Origin of the sequence: Borborobacter arsenicus (genome assembly GCF_003934165.1) — a bacterium.
Lineage (GTDB): Bacteria > Pseudomonadota > Alphaproteobacteria > Rhizobiales > Rhizobiaceae > Pseudaminobacter > Pseudaminobacter arsenicus.
Genome location: NZ_ML133510.1, coordinates 15,269 through 37,253, shown reverse-complemented (window position 1 = coordinate 37,253; position 21,985 = coordinate 15,269). Strand labels below are relative to the sequence as shown.

21 protein-coding genes are annotated in these 21,985 nt (G+C 62.5%); 5 read left to right on the top strand and 16 right to left on the bottom strand.

The features are described from left to right. Nucleotides 1–46: 46 nt before the first annotated feature. On the bottom strand, nucleotides 47–211 hold the full coding sequence (locus tag EET67_RS25970) for a hypothetical protein (RefSeq protein ID WP_245450717.1): 165 nt from the start codon (nucleotides 209–211) through the stop codon (nucleotides 47–49). Between EET67_RS25970 and EET67_RS03830 the strand changes: the two genes are divergently transcribed. Continuing rightward, nucleotides 189–536: a thermonuclease family protein gene (locus EET67_RS03830; protein WP_245450715.1), complete on the top strand. Its 348-nt coding sequence runs from the start codon at nucleotides 189–191 to the stop codon at nucleotides 534–536. The two genes, EET67_RS25970 and EET67_RS03830, sit on opposite strands and share 23 nt — an antisense overlap. A 269-nt stretch (nucleotides 537–805) precedes the next feature. Further along, complete coding sequence (locus EET67_RS03825; protein ID WP_128624902.1) at nucleotides 806–2,164, top strand: TadE/TadG family type IV pilus assembly protein; 1,359 nt, start codon at nucleotides 806–808, stop codon at nucleotides 2,162–2,164. Nucleotides 2,165–2,432: 268 nt separating this feature from the next. Here EET67_RS03825 and EET67_RS03820 read toward each other — a convergent pair whose 3' ends face one another. From EET67_RS03820 to EET67_RS03785, 7 genes are all read right to left on the bottom strand, one after another. Continuing rightward, complete coding sequence (locus EET67_RS03820; RefSeq protein WP_128624901.1) at nucleotides 2,433–3,431, bottom strand: 2-dehydropantoate 2-reductase; 999 nt, start codon at nucleotides 3,429–3,431, stop codon at nucleotides 2,433–2,435. Next, complete coding sequence (locus EET67_RS03815; protein WP_128624900.1) at nucleotides 3,431–4,981, bottom strand: acyl--CoA ligase; 1,551 nt, start codon at nucleotides 4,979–4,981, stop codon at nucleotides 3,431–3,433. Before EET67_RS03815 ends, EET67_RS03820 begins: the two co-directional genes overlap by 1 nt. Next, complete coding sequence (locus tag EET67_RS03810; protein ID WP_128624899.1) at nucleotides 4,941–5,645, bottom strand: fumarylacetoacetate hydrolase family protein; 705 nt, start codon at nucleotides 5,643–5,645, stop codon at nucleotides 4,941–4,943. The genes EET67_RS03815 and EET67_RS03810 overlap by 41 nt, the downstream gene beginning before the upstream one ends. After that, nucleotides 5,645–6,397 carry an ABC transporter permease gene (locus EET67_RS03805; protein WP_128624898.1) on the bottom strand — a complete coding sequence of 251 codons (753 nt, stop codon included), beginning with the start codon at nucleotides 6,395–6,397 and terminating at the stop codon, nucleotides 5,645–5,647. Before EET67_RS03805 ends, EET67_RS03810 begins: the two co-directional genes overlap by 1 nt. 137 nt (nucleotides 6,398–6,534) lie before the next feature. Continuing rightward, the gene (locus tag EET67_RS03795; RefSeq protein WP_245450711.1) at nucleotides 6,535–7,305 is read right to left on the bottom strand and encodes an ABC transporter ATP-binding protein; all 771 of its coding nucleotides are present in this window, start codon (nucleotides 7,303–7,305) and stop codon (nucleotides 6,535–6,537) included. A 35-nt stretch (nucleotides 7,306–7,340) separates the two neighbouring features. Next, complete coding sequence (locus EET67_RS03790; RefSeq protein WP_128624896.1) at nucleotides 7,341–8,165, bottom strand: ABC transporter permease; 825 nt, start codon at nucleotides 8,163–8,165, stop codon at nucleotides 7,341–7,343. A 12-nt stretch (nucleotides 8,166–8,177) separates the two neighbouring features. Continuing rightward, the gene (locus tag EET67_RS03785) at nucleotides 8,178–9,173 is read right to left on the bottom strand and encodes an ABC transporter substrate-binding protein (protein WP_128624895.1); all 996 of its coding nucleotides are present in this window, start codon (nucleotides 9,171–9,173) and stop codon (nucleotides 8,178–8,180) included. A 140-nt stretch (nucleotides 9,174–9,313) separates the two neighbouring features. Here EET67_RS03785 and EET67_RS03780 point away from each other — a divergent pair, with 140 nt between their 5' ends. Beyond that, a complete protein-coding gene (locus tag EET67_RS03780; protein ID WP_128624894.1) occupies nucleotides 9,314–10,048 on the top strand; it encodes a FadR/GntR family transcriptional regulator in 735 nt (244 codons plus the stop codon). 6 nt (nucleotides 10,049–10,054) lie between these two features. Here the strand turns inward: EET67_RS03780 and EET67_RS03775 are convergent, their stop codons facing one another. The 7 genes from EET67_RS03775 to EET67_RS03745 form a co-directional block, all read right to left on the bottom strand. Continuing rightward, complete coding sequence (locus EET67_RS03775) at nucleotides 10,055–11,077, bottom strand: branched-chain amino acid ABC transporter permease (protein WP_210211091.1); 1,023 nt, start codon at nucleotides 11,075–11,077, stop codon at nucleotides 10,055–10,057. Continuing rightward, a complete protein-coding gene (locus tag EET67_RS03770; RefSeq protein ID WP_128624892.1) occupies nucleotides 11,070–11,936 on the bottom strand; it encodes a branched-chain amino acid ABC transporter permease in 867 nt (288 codons plus the stop codon). Before EET67_RS03770 ends, EET67_RS03775 begins: the two co-directional genes overlap by 8 nt. Nucleotides 11,937–11,991: 55 nt before the next feature. Beyond that, nucleotides 11,992–13,290, bottom strand: a complete 1,299-nt coding sequence (locus EET67_RS03765) for an ABC transporter substrate-binding protein (protein WP_128624891.1) — start codon at nucleotides 13,288–13,290, stop codon at nucleotides 11,992–11,994. Between the two features lie 159 nt (nucleotides 13,291–13,449). After that, nucleotides 13,450–14,079, bottom strand: coding sequence for a hypothetical protein (locus EET67_RS03760; protein ID WP_128624890.1), 630 nt, complete (start codon nucleotides 14,077–14,079; stop codon nucleotides 13,450–13,452). Then, nucleotides 14,072–14,779, bottom strand: a complete 708-nt coding sequence (locus EET67_RS03755) for an ABC transporter ATP-binding protein (protein ID WP_128624889.1) — start codon at nucleotides 14,777–14,779, stop codon at nucleotides 14,072–14,074. The genes EET67_RS03760 and EET67_RS03755 overlap by 8 nt, the downstream gene beginning before the upstream one ends. After that, nucleotides 14,769–15,488 carry an ABC transporter ATP-binding protein gene (locus EET67_RS03750; RefSeq protein ID WP_342634648.1) on the bottom strand — a complete coding sequence of 240 codons (720 nt, stop codon included), beginning with the start codon at nucleotides 15,486–15,488 and terminating at the stop codon, nucleotides 14,769–14,771. The genes EET67_RS03755 and EET67_RS03750 overlap by 11 nt, the downstream gene beginning before the upstream one ends. Nucleotides 15,489–15,617: 129 nt before the next feature. Further along, nucleotides 15,618–16,985, bottom strand: coding sequence for an NAD(P)-binding domain-containing protein (locus EET67_RS03745; protein WP_128624887.1), 1,368 nt, complete (start codon nucleotides 16,983–16,985; stop codon nucleotides 15,618–15,620). Nucleotides 16,986–17,139: 154 nt separating this feature from the next. Between EET67_RS03745 and EET67_RS03740 the strand changes: the two genes are divergently transcribed. Further along, nucleotides 17,140–18,456 carry an ABC transporter substrate-binding protein gene (locus tag EET67_RS03740; RefSeq protein ID WP_128624886.1) on the top strand — a complete coding sequence of 439 codons (1,317 nt, stop codon included), beginning with the start codon at nucleotides 17,140–17,142 and terminating at the stop codon, nucleotides 18,454–18,456. On the opposite strand, the gene EET67_RS03735 is transcribed toward EET67_RS03740, so the two are convergent. Beyond that, a complete protein-coding gene (locus tag EET67_RS03735; protein ID WP_128624885.1) occupies nucleotides 18,436–19,164 on the bottom strand; it encodes a FadR/GntR family transcriptional regulator in 729 nt (242 codons plus the stop codon). The two genes, EET67_RS03740 and EET67_RS03735, sit on opposite strands and share 21 nt — an antisense overlap. A gap of 226 nt (nucleotides 19,165–19,390) precedes the next feature. Here EET67_RS03735 and EET67_RS03730 point away from each other — a divergent pair, with 226 nt between their 5' ends. Next, on the top strand, nucleotides 19,391–21,760 hold the full coding sequence (locus EET67_RS03730; protein WP_128624884.1) for a trimethylamine N-oxide demethylase: 2,370 nt from the start codon (nucleotides 19,391–19,393) through the stop codon (nucleotides 21,758–21,760). The last annotated feature ends 225 nt before the right edge of the window (nucleotides 21,761–21,985 follow it).

The window sequence follows — 21,985 nt, the reverse complement described above, 5'->3', positions numbered from 1 at the left end:
ACCTCAATGGTTGAGCCGACAAGGCGCGAACCGCCGGTTGCAAACATCATGAGATAGGAATAAATACCTTATCCATGATGTTGAACGGAGTCTGTATTGCAACAGGACTGGCGACGCTCTTGGCGGCGGCGCTTGTCATCGCTCCATCCGCCGAAGCCAGGTCGCGCAAACCTTTCAAGGGACCGGTCATGGCCAGCGTCGTCCAGGTCATCGACGGCGATACGTTCCTGGCCGATGCCCATATCTGGCCGGGCCAGTCGATCAGGATCAATATCCGCATTCGCGGCATCGACGCGCCGGAAATGAAGAGCCGCTGCCGCGGCGAACGTGCCGCCGCCTTGCGGGCGCAGGCAGCGCTTTCGGGCATGATCGGTGAGGCCACCGTCTCGATTTCCAACATAGGCGGCGCCAAATATTACGGCCGTGTGCTCGCCGATGTCGAAACCGAGGCCGGCGAGGCGGTCGGCACGACCCTGCTCGACCGGCAATTCGTCCGTCCCTATTCGGGCGGCAAACGGCAGGGTTGGTGCGGCTGAACCGTTATGGCACACGGCGTTGTCCCGTTTCAGGACGTCCCGGAGACCGAGCGGCCGGGAGCCCCGGCGTGTGGTAAACCAGGTCTTAACGGCCATCGCGCCGACAAGGAACATTTACCGTCGCTTAACCAAGCTTGTGACGAAAGGACAATGAAAACAACAGGTTGATGAGACACAAGGGCCTTCACACCCTGCCAGGCCGTAGTCCGGCAGGATTCCTGCACCACCGCTGTCAGTTGGCCCACGGGCGAAGGCGGATGGAGACAGGCATGAAGCATTTCGGGACTCGCGCAATCTCGCGATTTGCAGCAGACAAAAGCGGCAACTTCGCCATTCTGACCGCAGTGTGTGCGTCAGCGCTGATGCTTGCCGTCGGCTTCGGCGTCAATGTCGCGCAGTCCTATCAGGTCAAGTCGAGCCTGCAGAACGCGCTCGACGCAGCCGTCACCTCGACCGCGCGCGACCTCACCATCGGCGCCATCAAGGTGGAAGATGCCCGCACCGTGGTCGAGGCATTCCTTCGTGCCAACAGCGATTCGAAGTTTTCCGTGCAGGATGGCTTCGTGCTCGACACCCTGGATGTCGATCCCCTCACCAGAACGGTGAGCGCCACCGCCTCTGCCAATGTGGCACTTGCCTTTCCGATCTTCACGGACAAAGACCCACGTGTCAGCATCGACTCGGCTGCCCTCTATTCGGACCGCAAGATCGAAGTGGCGATGATGCTGGACATCACCGGATCTATGGCAGGGGACAAGATCAAGGACCTGAAGACCGCCGCCGCCAGCGCCGTCGGCAGGCTCCTGGAAAAGAATCTCGATCCGAACAATCCGCGCGTGCGCGTTGCGCTCGTGCCCTATGCGAACTCGGTCAATGTCGGCAAGGCTGTCGCCGAAAAGGCTGTTTTCGTTGAGACCAAAAAAAGCGAGCGGACACAGGCGCCTTCCAGCAACGACCCCAAGCTCGTCTCCGCCGCACGCCCCGACAATTGCGCCACCGAGCGCAAGGGCGACTATCGCTACAGCAATGAGGGTCCGTCGGCCTCCATGGTCAATCGTGACCTGCTGCTCGGCGCCTATGCGGAAAAATACAGGACGCCGACCTGTTCGCAGAAATCCGTGATGGTTCCGCTGACGGCCGACGCAGCCAGGCTGACCGACACCATCGGAGGCTTTGTCGCCGAGGGCGGCACCGCAGGCCATATCGGCATTCAATGGAGCTGGTACATGCTGTCCCGCCAGTGGGCCGATGTCGTCGGCGCAGCGGCGGCGCCGGCGGCGAAAGATCCGAAAAAGGTCGGCAAATACGCCATCCTGATGACCGACGGCGAATTCAATCTCGGCTATGCCGACGCCGCGAATGTCGATCAGGTCTATGGCACCGCAGCCAAGCTCCGTTCCATGCCGCATGCCAAGGCGCTGTGCGAAGCCATGCGCAAGGACGGCATCGAGGTCTTCACCATCGGCTTCGACCTGCGAGAAGACGATGCCAAGGACGTGATGAGGAGCTGCGCCACGCCGGACACGTCTTCATTCAAGCATTATTACGAAGCCGCCACAGGCGAGCAGCTCAAGGCTGCCTTCGATACCATCGTCAGCAATATCGAAGGCCTGGCGCTGACCCGGTAATCAAGGCAACGGCTTGAAACACAAAAGGCCGCTGTTCATGAAAACAGCGGCCTTCCGTGGCTTTCGTCCAGTGCGCGGCCGTTATCAGTGACTGCTAGGTCACTTCCCGCGCATCATGCCTTCACAGGAGAGGCTGCTCCCCCAAAAGGCAATCCGCGGAGCCCACGCTCTGGAAAACGAAATCACTCGACATCGGATCACCTCCTTTCGATTGGTTGAACACGGCCTCCAATGTGGAGGGTTGCGGCGGCACATGCAAGGGCCGATCTCAATTTGCGGACGCCTGCCCCGGATAGCAGCCACGCTCGATTGCTAAGCGGCGCACCAGCGCCAGCACCGCATCGATGGTCGGCGTCTCCTGCCCGGCAAGACGGCCAAGCTCCTGCACCGCCGTCACCAGCGCATCGACTTCCATCGGCCGCCCCCGCTCCAGGTCCTGCAGCATCGAGGTCTTGTGGGCACCGACCGCGCCGGCACCCCTGATGCGCCGATCGACATCGACCGGAAAGCGCACGCCGAGTTTCTCGCCGATCGCCTGCGCCTCCAACATCATGTTGCGCGCCAGCGTTCGTGTTGCCTCGTCGGCGACGATGGCCTCCAGCGTGCTGCCGGTCAGCGCCGAGATCGGATTGAAGCAGAGATTGCCCCAGAGCTTGACCCATATCTCGGCGCGTATGTCGTCGCGCACCGGCGCCTGCAGCCCGGCCGCGATCAGTTCCTCGGCCAAAAGCCTGACCCTTTCGCTCTTGTCGCCGGATGGCTCGCCCAGCGAAAAGCGCCTGCCATCGACATGGCGGATCAAGCCCGGCGCATCGACCTCGACCGCCGGATAGACCACCGATCCGATCACCCGCTCGGGGTCGAGCCGATCCCAGATCGCTCCATCCGGATCGACGGCGGCGATCCGGGTCCCCTCCAATGCCTCGCCGGACTTGTAGAAATACCACCAGGGCACGCCGTTCTGCATGGTCACCACGGCAGTCTGGGCCCCGAGCAGCGGCGTGATCTGGTCAAGCGCGCGCCCTAGCGAATGCGCCTTCAGCGCCAGCACGACATAGTCCTGCACGCCCAATTCGCCTGCGTCGGCTGCAGCCCTCACCGGATGAGCGCTCTCCTGCCCATCCTCGATGAGCCGCAGCCCATCCTTGCGGATGGCTTCAAGATGTGCGCCACGCGCCACGATCGACAGCTCGACCCGGCCGGCACCGGCAAGCTTTGCCGCCAGATAGCCGCCGATCGCCCCCGCACCGAATACTGCTATACGCATCAGCCAAGCCCGAGCTTGGCCGCAAGGCCGATCCGCTGCAGCTTGCCGGTAGCGCCTTTCGGGATTTCCTCGAGGATCACGATACGGCGCGGCACCTTGAAATCGGCGAGACGGCCGGAAGCGAAATCGCGGATTTCGCTTTCGCCGGCCACGCTGCCTTCGCGCAGCACGATCGCCGCCGCCACCTCCTCGCCAAGCTTGTCATGCGGCATAGCGAAGGTGACCACTTGTGCGACAGCGGGATGATCCATCAGCACCTCGTCCACTTCCAGAGGCGAGATTTTCTCGCCGCCGCGATTGATGATCTCCTTGAGCCGGCCGGTTACGCGCAGATAGCGGTCGTCATCGAGCACGCCCTGGTCGCCGGTATGAAACCAGCCATGGGCGAAGGCGGCAAGATTGGCATCGGGGTTTTTCTCGTAGCCGGCGGTGACGTTGGGGCCGCGGATCACCACCTCGCCGGTCTCGCCCGGTCCGAGCAGCCGTCCGTCCGCCGCCATCACGGCAATCTCCGGTCCGGCTGCCGGGCCGACGCTGCCCGGCTTGCGCTTGCCCGGCGGCAACTGGTTCGAAGCCATCTGGTGCGCCGCCTCGGTCATGCCGTAGGCCTCGATCACCGGGCAGCGGAAGGTCGCCTCCAGTTCCGCCATCACCTGCGCCGGCAACGAGGCGGATGAGGAGCGGATGAAGCGCAATTGCGCTTCCGTCACCGTTTCGCCATTGCGCGCCGCCCTTGCCAGTATCGCCTGGTGCATGGTCGGCACCGCCGTGTACCAGCTCGGCCGCGCCTCGCTCAGCCATTGGAAGAATTTCAGTGCATTGAAGCCCGGCGTGCAGAACACGCTGGCGCCGGCGGCAAGCGAGGACAGCACCGCCGCGACCAGCCCGTGAATATGGAAAAGCGGCATGATGTTGAGGCAGCGATCCGCCTCGCCAAGCTTCAGCGTCGCGCCGATATGGGCGGCCGACGCCGCCAGATTGGCGTGGCGCAGCGGCACCAGCTTGGGCCGCGATGTGGTGCCCGATGTGTGCAGCAAAAGCGCTGCATCCTCCACCTGCGCCAGATCGGATGCCGCCGGCACCCCCGCCTCGCTTTCTATCCGGAAGCTGCCCGCCGGCGCGTCATGCAGCGCCACCAGCCGCAGCACGCCGATCCCGAGCCGCTCGGCAACGCTGACGGCCGGGCCGGTTTCGTCTTCCGCGACAAGGATCGCCTTGGCGCCGATATCGGTCAGGTAGAAGTCGAGTTCCTCGGCACGATAGGCGGGGTTGAGCGGCGCGGTGGTGGCGGCGGCGGCAACGCTCAGGAAAGCCGTCGCCATTTCCGGCCCGTTGGGCAGCACGATGGCGACGCGATCGCCCCGCCCTATCCCGCGCGCATGCAACTGGCCGGCAGCATCCGCCATCAATCGGCGCAGGCCGCCATGCGTCAGCGCGCTTCGTTCCGGCGCAAGAATCGCGGGGGCGTCGTGCTGTCCGCGCACCAGCCGCTCGATGATCGATCCCTGCTCAGACAACACGGACCTCGATCTCGCCGATCCCTTCGACATGGCCGCGCAGCACGTCGCCGCGATTGACCGCGCCGACGCCTGAAGGCGTTCCCGACAGGATGACATCGCCCGGCATCAGCGTGAACAGGCCGGACAGATAGCTGATCATCTCCGGCACCTTCCAGATCATCTGGTTGAGATCGCCGGTCTGCTTGCGTTCGCCATTGACGTCGAGCCAGACGGCACCCTGGTTCGGATGGCCGATCTTTTCGGCCGGCACCAGCGCACCGCAGGGCGCGGATGCCTCGAAGGCCTTGCCCACTTCCCACGGCCGGCCCATCTCCTTGGCCTTGCCCTGCAGGTCGCGCCTTGTCATGTCGAGGGCAACGCCATAGCCGTAGACGCAGTCGAGCGCTTTCTCCAACGGGATGTCCCTGCCGCCGCCTTTCAGCGCCACCAGCATCTCGATCTCATGATGCACATCATTGGAGGCCGGCGGATAGGGGAACTGTCCGCTGGTATCGAGATTGTCGGGATTCTTCTGGAAGAAGAAGGGCGGTTCCTTGTCGGGGTCGTGTCCCATCTCCACCGCATGCGCGGCATAGTTGCGGCCGACGCAATAGACCCGGTGGACCGGAAACTGCCGGTCCGAACCGGCAACCGGCAGCGCGGCGATCGCGGGCGGTTTGATCACATAGTTGGAGGCCGCATCCTGGATATTCATTATCTTACTCCTGCATAGAATTCGACTTTCGCCTCGGCCCGCTCGATCAGTGCCGAGACCACGAGCGCGAAGGCGAACAGAATGATGGTCAGCGCCCAGAACTGGGGCATGCGGAAATTGCGCGAAAACGTCTCGAACAGCGCGCCATAGCCGACGATCGCCACCAGCAACTGGCCAATGACCACGCCCTTGACGCCCCTGATGAGCCCCAGCCTTATACCGGCGAGGATTTCGGGCAAGGCCGCCCAGACGATGATCTTGCCATAGAGCGCCGGTTGCGAGGCGCCATAGGAACGCGCCATCTCGATCAGCGAGGGCGAGATATGGCGCACGCCGGCGCGCGTATCGAGCACGATGATCCAGATGGCGAAAAGGAACACAGCGGCGATGATCGTGTTCTCGCCGAAGCCGAACAGGATCATCAGCACCGGCACGATGGCCGAGAGCGGCGCGCTGGAGAAGATGTTGACCCACATGCCGAGCAGGTCGTCGGCGATCTTGACCCGGCCCATCAGCATGCCGAGCGGGATGCCGACCACGATGGCCAGAAACATGCCGATCAGGAAAGCCCGCAGCGTCGTCACCGTCGCACTCTGCCAGGACGGAAGCTGCACCAGGTCCACAGCCGCCACCAGCACATCGCTGAAGGGCGGCAGGATGAACATCAGTTCGAGCCGCCCCACGATCTCCCACAGCACGCACCAGACCAGCAGCGAGGCCATCATCGGCACGCGGTAGCCAAACAGGGTCATCGCGTCCTACTCCACATATTGCTTCAGCCCCTGCCAAATCTCCTCGANTCGAGCCGCCCCACGATCTCCCACAGCACGCACCAGACCAGCAGCGAGGCCATCATCGGCACGCGGTAGCCAAACAGGGTCATCGCGTCCTACTCCACATATTGCTTCAGCCCCTGCCAAATCTCCTCGACCGTATCGAGATAGTGCCGGTCGCGGTGGATGCGGTCGGGGTCGCCCGAGCGGTCGATCTGCGGCTCGATGATGCGCGACACCCGCCCCGGGCGCGGCGACAGGAGCACGATGCGATCCGAGATATAGACCGCCTCCTCGATCGAATGGGTGACGAAGATGAAGGTCTTGTTCTGGTTGGTGCGCAGCCGGATCAGGTCTTCCTGGAACTTGCGCCGGTTCTGCTCGTCCACGGCCGAAAACGGCTCGTCGAGCAGAAGCACGTCGGCATCCACGCACAGCGCCCGCGCCAGCCCGACACGCTGGCGCATGCCGCCCGACAGTTCATGCGGATATTTGTCCTCGAAGCCGGCCAGCCCGACATCCTTGATATAGCGGCGCGCCGTCGTCTCGCGCTCTTCCTTCGCCGTGCCGCGCAGTTCCAGCCCGAAGGCGACATTGCGCAGAACCGTCGCCCAGGGCAGCAGGGCAAAATCCTGGAACACGAAGGCGCGTTCCGGCCCCGGCGCGCTGACCTTCTTGCCATTGACAGCGACCGTGCCGCCATCGGCCTCGATCAGCCCGGCAATGATCTTCAAAAGCGTGGTCTTGCCGCAGCCGCTCGGTCCCAGCAGGCTGGTCAGCTTGCCGCGTGGAAAGTCGAGGTCAATCTCGCGCAGCGCTTCCACGCTGCCATAGGTCTTGGAGATGCCGCGCACCTCCACGATTGCGTCGACCGCGGGTTCGGTCATGACAGTTTCATTTCGAACGACGGCTGCACGCATCTTCAGTCTCCTCTTTTTTCCGGCCTGAAGACACGGACTTCGATCCATTGCAGCGCCACCAGCGTCACCGTCGAAAGCGCGATGACCGAGGCGATGGTGGCATACATTCCGGCATAGTCGGCACGCGAGCGCGCAAATGTGATGAGGTCGCCAATGCCGGTCGGCGTGATCAGCAATTCGGCCAGCACCACGCCGACGAAGCCGGCGGCAACGCCCAGCCGCAATCCCGCAAAGATCACCGGGCTGGCATCGGGCAGGACGATCTTGATCACCTCCTGCCAGCGCGTGCCCATGAAGGAACGGCTCATGACCAGCAGCGATTCATTGACGTTGCGCACCGCCTTGTAGGTGTTGAGCACGATCACCGGCAGGGCAAGGATGATGACGGCGAGCGTCTTGGCCGTCATGCCGATGCCGTAGATGAAGGTGACCAGCGGAATGAAGGCCGCGACAGGTGCCGCCTGCAGCACGATGAAGACGGGGATGAGCAGCCACTCTCCCGGCCGCCACAACCCGCATAGCGTGCCGATACCGACCCCGACGAATGTCGAGAGGATCACGCCGAGGATCAGCGGCTGCAGTGTCGATACATAAGCCGTGGGCAGGCTGCCATCGGCCATCATGGTGACGAATGCGATCATCGTGTCGGAAAATGTCGGGAAGGCAAAGCTCACCGGAATGAGCCCCGCTATCTGCCAGATTGCGGCAAACAGCGCGATCGAAAGGAGCCGCAGGACGATCGGCCGCTCGATCAGCCGCACCGCCTGCGAACTCCGCGATGGCGCGGCGAAGCTGACTGCCCCGCCCGCTTGCATTTGCGCCGCCATCGGGCCCGCCGCCTATTTCTTGCCCAGCGTGGACAGCGCGCGGTCGATGACGCTGACGTCCCAGAAATCCTCGATCTTGAGCGATGCCGGATCGCCCTCGATCTGGCCGGCGGCAGTGAAGAAGGCGAAGTCGTCGGCAGCAGCTTCCGCGCCGCCGCCATTCACCGCCAGCGCGCCGGCTTCAGCCGTTTCCTTGTAATATTCGGCGATTTCTGCGTCAGCTTCGGCGCCAAGATCGGGCAAAAGTTTATATTTGTTGCGAAATTCCACCGCAACTTGAGGGTTTTCGGTGATTTCTCGCGCCGTTTTCATCAGTTCTTCGACCAATATGTCGACATCGGCGGCATTATTCTTGAGATAATCGGCCGTGGCGAACAGCGCCTCGTCGGTGGCACTGACATTCTCGACAGGCAACACGATGAACTTGCCCGGCGCTTCCGCTTCCAGTGCACGGCGGTTGGCGGCATCGACGATCGAGGCCTTGATCGTGCCCTGAAGCAGCGCGTTGCGGCGCACCTCCGAGCCGGGCACATAGCTGACCTTGCCGTAGCTGATGCCGTTATTCTTGGCCATCAGCATCATCACCGCTTCCGTGCCCGAGCCGCGCGCCTGCACCGCGATCTCCTGGCCGTCGAGATCCTTCCAGCCCTTGTAGGCCTCGGCATTGACGACCGGGAAGAAGCGCTGCGTGGAGATTTGCGCAAAGATGCGGATCGGCACCCCGGCCTTCTGGATCAGCGTATAGGGCGCGCCGATGCCGACATCGGCCTGTCCGCCGACAATCGCCTGCGCTGCCAGATCCTCGTCATTGAGGATGATCAGCTCGACCCCGACGCCCCGTTCCTTGGCGCGCTCGATCGCCGCCAGTGTCTGGATCGATTCGATACCCGGAAGATCACCGAAGGCGATCTTCATTTCACCGGCGCTGGCAGCCGGAACCGCCATCGCGCCGCCCATGGCCGCAGCAAGAAAACTAGCGAGTAGTGTGCGTCTGGAGAACCCCGTCATCGTCAACCCTCCCATAACCAATTTCCTGATTGGTTCGATATTATGGTAGAATTGGTCAGGAAGTTTTCAGAGTCAATCGAAAATGTTGATCGCCGTTTCCCTTCTGTACCAAGCGGTTGACCGGTTCCGGCAATGGCATTATGAGCAGATTCGGACAGGAGCGTATCGAATTGGTTGAACCAAAGGACAGGATTGGAAATGGCGGCCAGGCGGCTCTGGTGCAACTCCAGGCCTATCTGGCGCAACTCGACCTGCCCGAAGATGGCCGGCTTCCGCCCGAGCGCGAGCTGTGCGAGAGCCTCGGCGTTTCACGCGGCGATCTGCGCAAAGCGCTCGACGTGCTGGAGAAGGACGGTCATATCTGGCGCCATGTCGGCAAGGGTACCTTCGTCGGCAGCGGGCCGATCGAGGAAACCATCGGCATTTCCGAAATTGCCCGGCAGACCAACCCAGCCGATGTCATGCGCGCACGGCTTATCATCGAGCCGGAAATCGCGCGCGAGGCCGCATTGCATGCCACGCTGGCCGACATCGCCGCCATGCGCCAGTCACTGGTGCAGACACGCGAGGCCGCGACCTGGCGTCAATATGAGAACATCGACAATCTGCTGCATCGCCAAATCGCCCAGGCCAGCCGCAACAATGTGCTGCTTGGCCTATTCGACGTGCTGAACGCGGTGCGCCGTACCGTGGTCTGGGGCCGGCTGCGCTCTGAGGGCGCCCGGCCCCCCGCCGATCATCACAGCTTCGCCGATCATGAGCGGATCGTGGACGCCATTGCCGACCGCGACCTTGCCGGTGCCTCGACCGCCATGCGGCTGCATCTGCAGCAGGTCGGGCGCCGCCTCATTCCCCTGCACGAGGCGGCCGAATAGCCGCCTTTACCCAGCGCCTTTGCGCACAGCCACCTTTTCCACGGCCACGCCCTCGCGGCGACGCAATGCGTCCTTCGCCTTGATGACCAGGCTTTCGAGCCCGTTGGGCAGGAACAAGATAGCCGCGATCAGGATCGCGCCATAAAGCAGCGGCCGGATCTGGTCTGCCCCGATCGCCCGCAGGATGACCTCGTCGATGATGGTCAGCGCTATGACGCCCAGGATCGGCCCATACCAGCGGGTCGTGCCGCCAACGATCGTCCAGATCAGCACATAGACCATGGTGTCGACGTCGAACTGGTTCGGGTTGACCGTGCTGAGATAGTGGGCATAGAGCGCCCCGGCGAGCCCGGCAAAGAATGACGCGATGACGAAGGCCAGCATGCGATGGCGGAAGGTGTCGATGCCGACCGATTCCGACAGCTTGTCCTGCCAGTGGATGGCATGGAAGGTCAGCCCGAGGCGCGACCTCTCGATGCGGTAGAGCACCCACAGCGACACCAGCACCACCGCCAGAACGAGATAATAGTAGTTCTCCGGCTGGTAGAAATCGATCTGGATGAAGCCGAGATCGACCTCCGGAAAGCCAGGAATCCGCTTGATGCCCTTGGGTCCGCCGAACGGATCGGTGAACCGCTTCCAGATCAGCCTTATCACCTCGCCGGCGGCAAACGAGCCGATCAGGAAGTAGAACCCCTTCATGCGAAACAGCGGAAAGCTGAGCAGGGCGGCGATCAGCCCGGCCGTCGCCGCGCCCGCCAGCATGGCGATCGGCACCGGAAAGCCGAAATTCTTGGCGTAGAGAGCGCTGCCATAGGAGCCTACCCCCATCATCACGACATGGGCGAGCGACCATTCGCCGGTCAGTGTCAGCAGCCGGTAGCTGACCACCAGAAGCACGTTGATGGTGAGGAAGACCAGCAGCTCCTGCTGGGAGAAGCTGACCAGATGCGGGACGGCGAGCAGCACCGCTGCCAGGATCAGGATGCCGAAAAGGCCGGCTGCGCCTATCGTGTTTTTCTCAGGCACGTTCGCGCACTCCAAACAGGCCATGCGGCTTGACCACCAGCACGGCAAGCATCAGGAGCAGGCCGACGATGTTGGCAATCACGCCGTCATAGAAGGTGGTCACGAATGTATGGACGAAGGCATAGAGGATGGCCGCCACCACCGCCCCCTCCAGGCTGCCGATGCCGCCGACGATGATGATGATGAAGGCGGTCACGATCACCGTGTGCCCCATGAAGGGCGAAGGCGCCACCAGCGGCGCCGTCATCGCGCCGGCAACACCGGCAAGACCGGCACCGATGAACATGGCATAGCGCGCAGTCTGGTTGATGGAGATGCCCTGCAGCGCTGCCGCCTCGCGGTCCTGCGCGCAGGCCCGCAACGCCCAGCCGAACTTGCTGCGGCGCAAGAACAGCCACAGTGCGGTGAGCAGCACCACCGTCGCCACGATCACATAGAGCCGTTCATAGGTCAGGAACGCGCCGCCGATGGTGATGCGCCCTTGCGAGACCGGCGGCACATTCTGGTTGCGCAGGCCGAAGCCGAGCACCGCGATCGTCTGCAGCATGAGCAGGAATCCGATGGAGGCGATCAATCCGCCGAGCGGATTGGTCCTGAGCGGTCGAAACAGCACCAGTTCCATCAGCATGCCGAGGCAACCGACAAAGACCAGGCCTAGCGCCACCGCCGCCAGGAACGGCAGGCCGAGCCCGGCATAGAAGAACACCACCGCATAGGCACCGGCCATATAAAGCTCGCCATGGGCGAAATTGATCACGCCCATGACGCCAAAGATAAGCACCAGCCCGACGGCAATCAGCGCCATATAGCTTGCGGCATAGGAAGCGTTGAAAACGGTCTGCAGGAGGAAATCCGACATGCTCCGTCCTTCGGGTTGTTGATCTCTATTGTGCCGGGCCGTTGGCCAACCGCGCTTAGATGCGCTGGTCCCACATCTGGCCCAGTTCCTTCATATGCTTGACCAGCAATTCGCTGTTCTTGTCCCACCAGTCGGGGATCGAGCGGAACTCGGCGATGGTCGCCTTGCCGTCGCGAATGACGACCACCGGCCAGTCGCCGACCAGCGCATTGTCGAGGCCGAACAGGTCCTTGCCCCACCAGCGCGCTTCGCCGAAGGCATGCTTGCCCTTGCCACCGTCCTTCATGGCCGCCAGGACATCCTCCGGCTCGACACTGCCCGCGCGCTGGGCGGCATCCGCCCACAGATCCATGATCGACGCATATTCCCACGACACTGCCGACCACTCGGTCGCGCCGTAGCGCTTGATATATTCGGCGTAGAATTCGTTCGGCTTCTTGAAATTGATGCGCGGATCGTTGAGCGCCTTGTCGTCGAAATCCGGGAACTGGAAGATCACGCCTTCCATGAATTCCTTCGAGGTACGCTCGACGATGCGCTGGTAGAAGTCCAGCGTGCAGGAGATGATCTGGCCTTTATAGCCCTGCTGGAAAGCCTGCTCGCACAAGGGCTGCACGTAGTCGGCATAGCAGGTGTCGAGGCACAGAATATCGGGATTCTTGGCCAGCAACTGCGTCATCACCGGCGCGAAGTCGGTGGTGGCCGGGTCAAAGAACAGCGGCGGGCTTGCCATCTCGATGCCGGCGGCCTCGAAGGCGGCCAGATAGGTCGCCACAGACGGCTTGCCGAGTGCGTCGTCCTGCGCGCAGATCACCGCCGTCTTGAGTTCCGGCCGGTTGGCCGCGAGCCAGTCGACGCCGGTCACGTTGTAGATCGGATGGACTTCGCAAGGCGCGATAAGCGTCTCGGTATCCGGCGTCAGGTCGCTCGGCAGCAGCGTGGAAAACAACATGCCCTGCCGCGCCGCAATCTCTTCCACACCCGGCCAGGAATTGCCGCCCAGCATCATGATGAACTTGACGTCGTTCTCGCGGATGAGCTGGGTAGCGCCGGCGCGCGCCTTGCCGGCATCATCCTCGTCATCATAGGAGGCCAGTTCGATCCGGTGCGGCTTGCCGTCAATCTCGATGCCGCCGGCCTCATTGGCCCAGTCGGCCCAGATCTTGCAGCCATCGAGGCCGGGCTTGCCCCAGGCCGCGACCGGACCGGTCAAAGGCGCCAGGAAGCCGATCTTCACCACATCTTCCTGCGCGAAGCTGACGCGCGGCAGCCCCACCACCGGCAACAATGCGGTGCTGGCGGCACCGGCAAGCAGCATTCGTCTGTTAAGCGAGATATTGGACGCAGATTTCATTGCAGTTCCTCCGCTATGTGGCCCCGAATTTACGGTCCTCCCGGGGCCGGTTCTGATTGCCTGTCCTTCTCTTCTTCGGATGTGCCGCCTCCACGCCACATCCGTCTTCCCTCAGGCGAACGAGGCGGCCGGAAGCCGCCTCTCCACGTCGATCCTCCGTCAGTTCGTGGCCGCCACCAATTCTCCATTGCCGTCACGCTGATCGGGGTCCTCGGCCTTCGCCGCCAGCAGGATGACCGCACCAAGCAGTTTCCTCGGATCGCTCAGCGTCACCGGCCGTTCACGCTGCCAGCGCTCCACGCGCCGGTGAGCCTCCTCCGGATCGATCAGGACAAGCGCCTCGCACCCGCCTATCCGGCCCTGCACCTCCACAAGCAGCTCGCGCCCCTTCTCACGCCAGCGCTCCTCATAGGCCGGGCGATGAAGCCGCTCCATGCGCAGATGAAACATCGAGGAGCGTGCGGTACGCGGCGCCGTCATGCGGACGACCCAGCCCTGGCACGACGCCCAGGCCTGCGCGGCCGAAGCGCGGATCTGGCCGGTCATGGCGCCCTCGCCTGCCGCCGCCATTGCCGCGGCATGATTGCTGAGGCTGGTCGCCAGCCGCGGATCGTCCTTGGCAAGGTCGGTGCGCGCCAGCCGTAGCGCCCGGCCGAAGCCGTCGAAGGCGTCGCCTGCCCTGCCCGTCGCAAGATCGGAAAGTGCCTGCACCGTCAGCCGTTCCCACTCCAGGTCCGCCTCGCTCCAGCCGGCGGCAATCAGGTCCTGGAAGCTCCAGTTTTCAGGCACCGAGATAAGCCCTCCGGACATGGTCGTTGGTCTTGAGTTCCGCCGCCGGCCCTTCCACCGCAACGCTGCCGATCTCCAGCACATAGGCGTAGGACGCCAGCCGCAGCGCCAAGCCGGCATTCTGCTCCACCAGCACCACCGGCACGCCGGTCTCGACGATGTCGGCCACGATGCGCGAAATCTCCTGCACCATCACCGGCGACAGGCCCATCGACGGCTCGTCGAGCAAAAGCAGTTTCGGCCCCGACATCAGCGCCCGGCCGATCGCCACCATCTGCTGCTCGCCGCCCGAAAGCGTGCGCGCCCACTGCGTGCGCCGCTCCTTCAGCCGCGGGAACCGCTGGAAGATGCGTTCGATGTCGCGTTCGATCTGCGCCTTGTCGGAGCGCAGGAAGGCGCCGATGCGCAGATTTTCCTCGACGCTGAGGTCGGGAAACACGCGGCGCCCTTCCGGTACATGGGCAATGCCGCGCGCCACGATCTGCTCGGCCGGCAGGTGGTCGATCCGCTCGCCTTCGAAATGGATTTCGCCCGAAGACGGCCGCACCAAGCCGGAAATGCTGCGCAGCGTCGTGCTTTTTCCAGCTCCGTTGGCGCCGATGATGGTGACGATGCCGCCGGATGGAACCTGCAGGCTGACACCCTTCAGGGCTGCCACCTTGTGGTAGTGGACATGAACGTCGCGGACATCAAGCAGCATCGTCGTCACGCCCCAGATAGGCCTCGATGACACGCGGATCGTTGGCGATTTCCTGCGGCGTGCCTTCCATGAGGAGTTGGCCGAAATTCATCACCGTGATGCGCTCGCACAGCCCCATCACCGCCTGCATGTCGTGCTCGACCAGCATGATGGTCATGTCATGCTCGTCGCGGATACGGCGCACATGCTCCATCATCCGCCGCGTCTCCTCCGGATTCATACCGGTGAACGGCTCGTCGAGCAGGATCACGGCCGGGTCGGCGGCCAGCGCAACCGCCATGCCGAGTGCCCGCTGGTGGCCATGCGGCAGGCTCGATGTCGGCTCGTCGGCCAGTGCGGCAAGGTCGAACAATTCGAGGATTTCGCGCGCCTTCTTCTCGGCGGCGCGCTCCACCGGCGCGTCGCCGCCGGTGATGCGGGCAATGAAGCTCGCGCCGGCGCTGCGATGGCAGCCGACCCGGACATTGTCGAGTACGCTGAACTCCTGGAACAGCGTCGTGCCCTGGAAAGTGCGGATCAGCCCGCGGCGCGCCAGATGGCTGGTCCTCATGCCGGACACGTCCTGTCCGTCGTAAAGGATCTGGCCGCTGGTCGGCTTATAGTAGCCGCTGATCAGGCTGAAAGTTGTGGTCTTGCCGGCCCCGTTGGGGCCGATCAGGCCGTGGATGCTGTTGCGCCGCACCGAAAATGACAGATTATTGACGGCGATGAGGCCGCCAAATTTTCTGGTTACGTTGCGGACTTCCAGAATAGGTGCGTCAGACAGTGTTCACCCTCCCGTGGCTACTGTCGTGAAAAACTGGCCGGCGCGGGTATTCCCGTTCGCCGGCAACCGGTTTTATTCCGCTGCGGCTGGTGTCTCCTCTATGCCGAGATAGGATTCCAGCGAATCGTCGAGCGCGTCCTTCCACGGCGTATGATGCGGCGGCGCCATCGTGCCGGTGATGACCGAACGATAGGAGTGGTTGCGAAACTCCATGATGCCTTTCTGCTTGTGCTTCTTCCACTGGAAAAAGGCTTCATTGGCACCGTCGACGTCGAAGCTTGGATAGTCGGTCTCGGCGATCAGTTCCTTGACGTAGTCGCCCTGATAGCGGATCGCGTCGTAGCTGTCCTGGCCGGCATCCTCGCCGGCAACGCGCGCCTCGACATCGGCAACCAGTTCCTTCTTGTCGGCGGGTATCTTGATCCGGCCGAGGATCACGTCACGCGCCCACCAGGCCTGGGCGTCGAACATGTTGAAGGTGAACCACTGATCCTGCATGCCCACGTAGAACAGCGCCGGATTGTGGACATAGGCCACGCCCTTGTAGAGATCGGCAGTGGCCAGGCGGTTGGCGGTCCTGAGGCGCAGATCGTCGGTCAGGAAGGGGAAGTGGTGCTTGTAGCCGGTGCACAGGATGATTGCGTCGATCCGCTTGGTCGAACCGTCCTTGAAGGTCGCGGTGTTGATGTCGACCCTCTCCAGCAGCGGCCTTTCTTCCCAGTTTTCCGGCCAGTCGAAGCCCATGGGTGCGGTACGATAGCAGTTGGTGATCGACTTGGCGCCGTATTTCCAGCATTGCGAGCCGATGTCCTCGGCCGAATAGCTGGTGCCGACGATCAGGATGTCCTTGCCGATGAATTCGCGTGCGTCGCGGAAGTCATGGGCATGGAGGATGCGGCCATTGAAGCGGTCGAAGCCGGGGAATTCGGGAACGTTCGGGGTCGAGAAATGGCCCGAGGCGACGATCACATTGTCGAATTCCTCGGAATAGCAATGGTCGTTGGGCAGGTCCTGCACGGTGACCGTGAATTTCCTGGTCTTCTCGTCCCAAGTGACCAGGCGCACGACGGTCTCGAAGCGGATCCAGTCGCGCACGCCGGCCTTGTTCACCCGGCCTTCAATATAGTCGAAGAGAACCGCGCGCGGCGGATAGGAAGCGATCTGCTTGCCGAAATGCTCCTCGAAGGAATAGTCGGCGAATTCCAGGCCTTCCTTCGGACCGTTCGACCACAGATAACGGTACATCGAGCCATGGACCGGTTCGCCATACTGGTCCAGACCGGTTCGCCAAGTGTAGTTCCACAGGCCACCCCAATTGGCCTGCTTTTCGAAGCAGACGATTTCCGGGATGTCCGCGCCCTTGCTGGCGGCTGATTGAAAAGCCCGAAGCTGGGCAAGGCCAGAAGGCCCAGCACCGATGACTGCTACCCTTTTGTCCATGCGGTACCCCTCCAGGAGAAATTCTGGTATTGGTTCTTTTGGTTCAAGGAATGGTGCCTTTGATTATACCAATCTGTCAACCGATTTCCTGCGGGGAAGAAAAGATTCCCGCAGGGAGGATGAAATTTTGTAGCTTTTGGTGATAGTTACCGACATGCAAAATTCCAGCTTTGCCCATCAACTCGCGGTCTCAAGCGCTCTGCCCCGGCTGTCTGTCGGCATGCCGAATGCGGTGAATATCGGATTCCTGGCTCCGCTTAGCGGCCAGGTGGAATCATGGGGCCTGCCCGGATTGCATGGCTGCCGCATCTGGGAGGACTGGCTGAACAAAACCGGCGGGCTGTTGATCAACGGACGACGCTATCCGATCAAGATCGTGGAATTTGATTGCGGCTACGATGCCGAGAAGGCCAGAAAAGGTGCGCGCCATCTGGTGGAACAGCATGACATCAAGCTGCTGATGATGCTGGGTGGAGACACGATTGCGCAGATACGCGATTACCTGACCCGTCGCAAACTCCTGACTTCCACCTTGCTGCCCAGCGACCTGTCGCCGGATACACCTTACCTGATCGCCCCCAGCGAACTGCATCCGATCTACAACGTGACCGGGGTGGAATGGCTGGCCCAGACCAAACCAGAGCTTGGGAGCGTTGCAATTTGCAGCCAGTCGGATGAGTTGGGTCTTCCTTCGCTTGCGACTTATCGCGCGGCATTCAAGGCCGCGAATATCGGTATTACCAAGGAAATTCAGTATGATCCCGGCACGACCGCTGCAGCCGGGATCGTGCAGCCGATGCTGGATTCGGGCGCCGATATCCTATGCTGGTGCACCAGCTATACGCCAATGGTCCACGCCATGACCGAGTATGCCTATGCGAAGGGCTTCAAGGGCCAGATCATATCCTGCACGCTGGATTATTACGACCAGCTGGTCGCCAGGACGTCCGTCGACTTCATGGAAGATTTCGTGTTCCAGTTCCCGGACTTCGACGATGAAAAACTGACGGAAAAGACGTTTTTCTTCAACCGGCCGAAAGGCTTCTTCGACGAGTACAACCGCCGCTTCCCCGGCACCTGGACTGCGGTGAGTTGGGAATATGTCGCAATTCTGGACATCTGGCATGCTGCGGTTGAAAAATGCAACAGCGTCAACTCCTTATCCGTATTGGCGGCAATGAAACAGCTTGGACATGTCACCCACGCCTTCGGTCCGGCCCATTGGTGGGGCGAAAGCATGTTCGGGATCGACAACGCGCTGGTCGGAGACTGGCCGGTGGTAACGCTGAAGAACGGCAAGGCGAAAATTGCTGCTTTCGGCTCGATCCCCCGCTGGCTGCAGCGCCATGGGGACCTTCTCAAACAGGAAATGTCGAATTTGGGGCAGCTTTGGGAGCAACGCCTGCGCTCGAGCGGCAATAGAGCCGCCCTGAAAACGCGGACGCCGGAATCAATCTTCCTGCAGAAGTAATTTCTGCTCCTCGATCAGGTGCAGCTTGATGAACTCGACGGCCCGCTCGACATCACGAGAGGCGATCGCATTGAACAGCGTGTTGTAACGCTGTTGATATTCAAGGATACGCTTCGGGGTCAGGTGCCGGCGAAGCAGCGCGGTGCGAAAGCTCAATCTGCAGGCCTCGATCGCCAGTTCGTAACAGGATGCCAGCAGGGGGTTGCGCGTGCCTTCCGCAATCTTGCGATAAATTTCCTCTTCGCATTTCACGAAGGCGGCGACATCGGTATGCACGCCCTCGATCTTCGACATGAGTTGTTCCAGCTCCCGCACTTCACGCGGGGTCATGTTGATGACGGCGAGGCGCACCATCTCAGGTTCAAGTATGCCGCGCACCACAAGGTGGTCCAACGGGCTGGTTTCCAACGCAACCGAGTTGTCGCCCCGCCCGAGCGCATCTTCCGAGCGATAGGTCACGAAACTGCCGCTGCCGGGCCGCCTTTTGATGACGTTGCGGGTTTCCAATACATCCAGCGCCTCACGCACGGTATTTCGGGCCACCCCCATCTCCGAAGCCAGGGCTCGTTCCGACGGGAGGCGTGTATCCGGCGGATATTCCTCTGATTTTATTTTCGCAAACAGCCGATCCAGAACAATCTGCACCGTCGCCCCCACCGAGTGGGTGGTGATGATTTGCGATGTTATCTGGTCGATTTCAGCCTTCATTTCATAACTCTGCTATCAGTCCCGTCCTGTGGAAACAGGCGCCAGACGAGTTCTACCGCAGCACAATCTTCATAACAATCGCCACATATCGCCCCATCCCACGCTTTCGGAATTGACGCTCCTGCTTAAGTACCGCAATCCTGCTCCCGTCTTGCCAAAAGGGGGCAGGCTGCGTATTCTTCCCGTTGAAAAAATTTTACATGCAGGAAACACTCGGAGGCGAATGATGTCGCAGTCGATCTATCCCACGGTTTCTGCGGGCCCGCCGCGGGCGAGCGTGGTGCTGCGGCCGGGGCTGACCCTGCCGGAGGGGCTGGAGCGCTACGAGGTCGCCGGCGCGGGCGCTATCTTCATCGGCGTCGAGGCGGGCGACCAGGTCACGCTGCGCGACCTGGAGGGCGGCCAGGCCTGCGAGCTTATCGCCGCAGACGCTTCCGGCAAGACCGATGCCGGCATAGTGGGCGCCAGCGCCAATTCCAACGCCGCCGGCCTGAAGGCGCTTTTGTTGCAGGACAATGAGAGCCTGGCGGCCTTCCGCGCCGGCCTTGCCCGGCGCAAGATCGATCTTTCCGAGCCCCAGGCGGTGCGCCTGTTTGGCGCCACCACCCCGGCCGGCACCCAGGAGACCTTCACCGTCACCCGCGACGGCAGCCTGATCGTGGCCGCTCCCGGCGGGCCGATGGCCGTCGACGGCCACGACACCGCAACGCCGGTGCTGGTGCTGGTGCAGCGTGCGCGCATCCGGCCGCGCGGCAAGGGTGCGGACCTGCCCGAGCCGCTCGCCGACCCGGTGCTGGACCTGCGCGTCAAGTCGGCTACCGCCCAGTCCTATTTCGTCAAGAAGGGCGACTTCATCCAGATCATCGACGTCGATGGCCGCCAGTGCACCGACTTCCAGTGCTTTTCGGCGCGCAAGCTCGACCAGGGCAAGGACCACCCGCTCGACGTTACAGCCACCCGCTCGCTGATGGGCCATGCCTATCCGATGCCCGGCCTGCATGCCAAATATTACGACCAGGACATGGAGCCACTGGTTGAGGTGGTACAGGACACCTGCGGGCGCCACGACGCCTTCGCGCTCGCCTGCTATGCCAAATATTACGACGACATCGGCTATCCCGGCCATGTCAACTGCACCGAGAATTTCAACGGCGCATTGGCTGATCGGGGAGTTGCACCGCGCGGCGGCTGGATGGCGATCAACTTCTTCTTCAATACAGGCATCGATTCCCACGGCGTGATGTTTTCGGACGAGCCATGGTCGCGACCGGGCGACTATGTGATGCTGCGCGCGCTGACTGACATCGTCTGCGTCTCGTCGGCCTGCCCCGACGACACCAGCCCGGCCAATGGCTGGAACCCGACCGACATTCACGTGCGCACCTATGCGAGTGCCAACAAATTCTCCCGCGCCATTGCCACGCGCGCCACTCCGGATGCCGAGCCCAAGATGACCCGAGAAACCGCTTTCCATTCGAGCTTTGCCAAGCACACCCGCAACTTCGTCGAATATCGCGGCTACTGGCTGGCCAACTGCTTCTCCAAGGCCGGACCGCTGGAGGAATACTGGGCCTGCCGCGAGAAGGCGGTGGTGATGGACCTGTCGCCGCTCAGGAAATTCGAGGTCACCGGCCCCGATGCCGAGGCGCTGCTGCAATATACGCTGACCCGCGACGTCAAGAAGCTGGCGGTCGGCCAGGTCGTCTACACTGCCATGTGCTACGAGCATGGCGGCATGATCGACGACGGCACGCTTCTGCGGCTCGGCAAGGACAATTTCCGCTGGATCGGCGGCGACGACTATTCGGGCATCTGGCTGCGCGAAACGGCTGAGAAGCTGGGGCTGAAGGTGCTGGTACGCGCCTCCACCGACCAGATGCACAACATCGCCGTGCAGGGGCCGAAGAGCCGCGATATCCTGAAAGAGATCGTCTGGACCGCGCCGCACCAGCCAACCTTCGAGGAGCTCGACTGGTTCCGCCTCACCGTTGCCCGCATCGGCAACGACCAGGGCGTGCCGATCGTGGTCTCGCGCACCGGCTATACCGGCGAACTCGGCTATGAGATCTTCTGCCATCCGCGCCATGCCGAGACCGTGTTCGACGCGGTGTGGGAAGCAGGTCAGCCGCATGGGCTGACTCCCATGGGCTTGCAGGCACTCGACATGGTGCGCATCGAGGCGGGGCTGGTTTTTGCCGGCTACGACTTCTCCGACCAGACAGACCCGTTCGAGGCCGGCATCGGCTTTACCGTGCCGCTCAAGACCAAGACCGACGACTTCATCGGCCGCGAGGCGCTGATAAGGCGCAAGGACCACCCGACCCGCAAGCTGGTCGGGCTCGACATCGACGCCAATGTCGAGGTCGGCCATGGCGATTGCGTCCATGTCGGGCGCGCCCAGATCGGCGAGATCACCTCGGCCATGCGCTCGCCGCTGCTGGGCAAGTCAATCGCGCTCGCGCGCCTCGACGTCGCCCATGCGGCAATCGGCACCCAGGTCGAGATCGGCAAGCTCGACGGCCACCAGAAGCGCCTGCCCGCAACCGTCGTCCCCTTCGCTCATTACGATCCCCAAAAGACCAAGCCGAGGTCGTAGGCGAAATCGGGTCGAGCATTTTGCAGCCAAGTGGAACCACTTGGCTGCGCAAAAACAACCAGATGGAGCAGCCGTCGCCGCATCATAGGCGTCGCCCTCGGGCGCCTCATGAGCTCGAAGGATTAACGTCCTCCTCTGTAGTTGATGGTGTTTGCGCGTGACGGCGCTTGGATTTGCGCCTGTTTGCCGCAGCACAAAGACGGGGCTGCGGCAATTTGCCTATCG